A 3264-nucleotide genomic window follows, 5' to 3' on the forward strand; every position below is an offset into this window, starting at 1 on the left:
CCTTGGGTTTGACTTCTTAACTAATACCAACTCCTGAGCCTGTGAATACAAATCGATGGTAATCCAGGCCAAACTGAATAATGAACTTTGTGATTCAGTCTTTGAGCCTGATATCCATAGCCATTTTCAAGTCAGGGTCTCAGACTGTTCAGAAAAGAAGAGTCATCGAGTAGTATGAATAAATTGAATTGCCCTGGCGTGGTGAATTCGACACGTTTTCTTGAAATTCACCATCTATTCTGTAGGCAAGGCCTGCCTCGAATTTAACATTATTATGAGCTTTCCATTTTCCCCTTAAAAACAAGAGGTGCCCCAGAAACTTTCCTGAATTCCCTCTGGTATCTCTCAACCCCGATGCACCCCGCCAGCCATCAGCATCCGAAGCCAGCCAATAAGAGCGATAAGACAGGTACGCATACACGTCGGAAGCAGGTCTCACTTGAAGTCTTGCTCCGGGAGAACTGATGTTGGCGCGTACGAAAGCAGAGTGGATACTGGTCGGGCCAAATTCGGAAACATTTGGTCCGAAAAGCCTTTCAAACCTTTCATTAGTATTATCGTTGGGGTCATCATCTCCACTGGCGTAATCATATTCCAAATAAAAACGAGGCGACCAGGGAGCATCAAATGTATAACCCAGTTCCAAGTGATGAAAGAAGGCAAAGTGGTCCAGGTCTTTTGTGTCTGTCTCGGCATCGGTAGCGCGCAAATTGCCAAGCTGGAGCATTGACTCCAGCTCATAATCAAATTGGGCCTTTTTCGCGGGTCGGTATAATCGAAAGCCAGGAGTGTATACCTGCCTGTTCCTCGTTCTGAAGTCAGCGCCATCTTCTTCATTGAACCCGAAGAGATAAAACTCGCCTTTATGGTTTTCTGATAAGTGTGGAGCAGCAATAAAGATTCCCCAGAAAATACGGTTCAAACTTTCCTTATCAAATGAAGCGTCATTTTCCAGGAGTTCTGCTGAGGTGGAAGGTTCACGATTGACGGGCATTGTAAAAATAGTCCTGACCTGCATACCATCTCTTGCTACCCACTTCCAATCCAAACCCGTGAAAGCATTGATAACATTTCGGAACCTGTTTCGTGCAACGAAACGGCGGTCTCCAATATCCATAGTAAGGCGACCGCCCCTTAACACAATTTGACTTCCTTCCTGAAACAACCCATCTGCTGTCCAAACCAAATTGGCTTCCAGCAATTCAGCAGAGTTCACTATTGTCGAGTTCATTCGAGAACCCTGATCCGCCAACTCTGCCCTGGAATCCTGCAACTCCAGGTACGCTTGGAAATTTTCACTGAAATTCACTTTGGCTTGCACCAAAGTACGCAATGATAAGACCTGGTCACTTCCTGTGCTGCCGGACCGGAACTGATCGCTTAGAGTTTCATAACGAGCTCTATGCTCACCTGATATAGATAGCCAGTCCGGTAACCGCAGGACATTATTCAACTGCAAGTGACTCCCCTCGGCAGCAAAAACAACTGAGCCGGGAAAAAAACAAAAAACGATAAAAAATAAAACAAGAATGTTTCTCAAAGGTTCATCTCACTATTAAATCTCTACAAAGGATTATATTCTTCAAGATTTGCACATGAGCCGATAAGGTGTGAGGTTCACGCGGACGAGCTGCAAAATTGTCCGTATCCTTTCGCACGGACTATTCTAATGCTTGTTAAAAGAATTTTTTAGTACAAATTTTGCAGAATTCGTTCACATGGATCTTCTTGAAGCATAAAAAACAAGAGATGTTTCCGAGAGCTGGAATATTAATGCCCCGGATTTGATCGTTATATATAGGTATAGCGTTTTGAGCCTGGTAATAAATCGCCGGTAATTTTTGGCCTGTCAGAAACCCGTTTCCAGGAATTGGAGGCATATCATGGACATGTATGACAATTGGTTTCAAGAGCTTTCAGAAAGATTGAAAAAGGGAGACCGGTTTGGACTTCGAATGAATCTGGAAGGAGAAGGTAAGTTTAAGGACTTTCAAGGTGAACACGAAATCCCAGCTCTCAAACAGTATATTGAAAATGCCCGGAAAGAAAATGCCGAAGACCTCACCGTCCGTGACGCAAATTCTGAGAGAAGCATTATCAGTGAATTCTGATGTCTTCCCGGGGTTTGAGGTGAACAAAATCCCCGGGACCTGGTCTGAGCCTGTTGAGGGTTCGCTGTTAATTTTTCATACATGATTTCTCAGCATGAGCTCTTTTGGGTGAGAATTTAGATACACCTGGTCCTGCAAGTAAGTCACGTCGTATTTTTTCACGTAGTGCCTGATTAATGTTACGGGAACAATTAATGGCAAAATCTCTTTCCTGTAATCCTCTATGGCATTCAAAATATCTTTTTTATCTTCCGGTGGAATCAGCTTTTTAAAAAATCCCATCATATGCAATAAGACATCTGTGTTTTTTTTGTTTGTTGTTTTATAGACAAAGGACTCCATAAACAAATAAATGTAATTTTCCAACACCTTGCTCCAGGGGCTCTTTTTGGCTTCCGCCACAATTCTTCCCAGACTCTGATAGTGCTTTCTGCTATGAGCCAGGATTAAAAATTTATGTTGTGTATGAAATTTGACCAGGGTTCCAAGCCTGGCATTCTTTCTCAATAATGATTTTTTCAGGCGATAAAAACTAAATACTTTAATTATAAAATTTTCCTTAATCCTTTGGTCATGCAGCCTCCCCTCATCCACTACCGGCATTAAGGGAAAAGCCTTCATGAATTCACTGGCGAACATTCCAGACCCATGCCTTGCTTTCCCAGGTTCGTCTTCCGAATAAACCGGGATTCTTCCAATACCACACGAAGGCGATTTACTTTTAAAAATGTAACCGGACAAGTCCTGTTCTGCTAAAAGTTTGATTTGCTCTTTGCTGTAACGTTTCATTTTCTCTGTCCAGTCAATTTGACTTTTTTTGCCGACCATTTTTGGACTTTCTAAAGCACCATACAAGGCAACCGTTTCTCTGGGCACGCCCATTCCAATTTCCATTTCCGGACATGAAGAAATATATTCAAAATATTTTCCCAACACATCCCGAACGAAAAGGCTCTGCTTGTGTTCACCATTCCACCGAACCTTTTCGCCAAGCAGGCAACTGCTGACTCCAATTTTTATTTTTTCATTCATTTTCATCGAACTGGTTTCATAATTCAGGAAAGGGCATTCATCAATTCCCCACCCTCGCATCTTACGTTTCCATGAATGCAGGATCAATACAAGCATCACCTGTAAAATATGAGAACAAAAC

Annotated in this window: 3 protein-coding genes; 1 reads left to right on the forward strand and 2 read right to left on the reverse strand. The window is 42.5% G+C overall.

Annotated features, from left to right (window positions below; translation table 11 throughout):
* Positions 1 to 148: 148 nt before the first annotated feature.
* Complete coding sequence (locus F3741_12895) at positions 149 to 1540, reverse strand: hypothetical protein (GenBank protein MZG31673.1); 1392 nt, start codon at positions 1538 to 1540, stop codon at positions 149 to 151.
* A 343-nt stretch (positions 1541 to 1883) separates the two neighbouring features.
* Here F3741_12895 and F3741_12900 point away from each other — a divergent pair, with 343 nt between their 5' ends.
* Entirely contained in the window at positions 1884 to 2111 is a 228-nt protein-coding gene (locus tag F3741_12900; protein ID MZG31674.1) for a hypothetical protein, read from the forward strand.
* A gap of 75 nt (positions 2112 to 2186) precedes the next feature.
* Here F3741_12900 and F3741_12905 read toward each other — a convergent pair whose 3' ends face one another.
* Positions 2187 to 3149: a DUF523 and DUF1722 domain-containing protein gene (locus tag F3741_12905; GenBank protein ID MZG31675.1), complete on the reverse strand. Its 963-nt coding sequence runs from the start codon at positions 3147 to 3149 to the stop codon at positions 2187 to 2189.
* Positions 3150 to 3264: the final 115 nt, after the last annotated feature.

The sequence above is a fragment of the Nitrospinota bacterium genome (genome assembly GCA_009873635.1).
GTDB lineage: Bacteria > Nitrospinota > Nitrospinia > Nitrospinales > VA-1 > LS-NOB.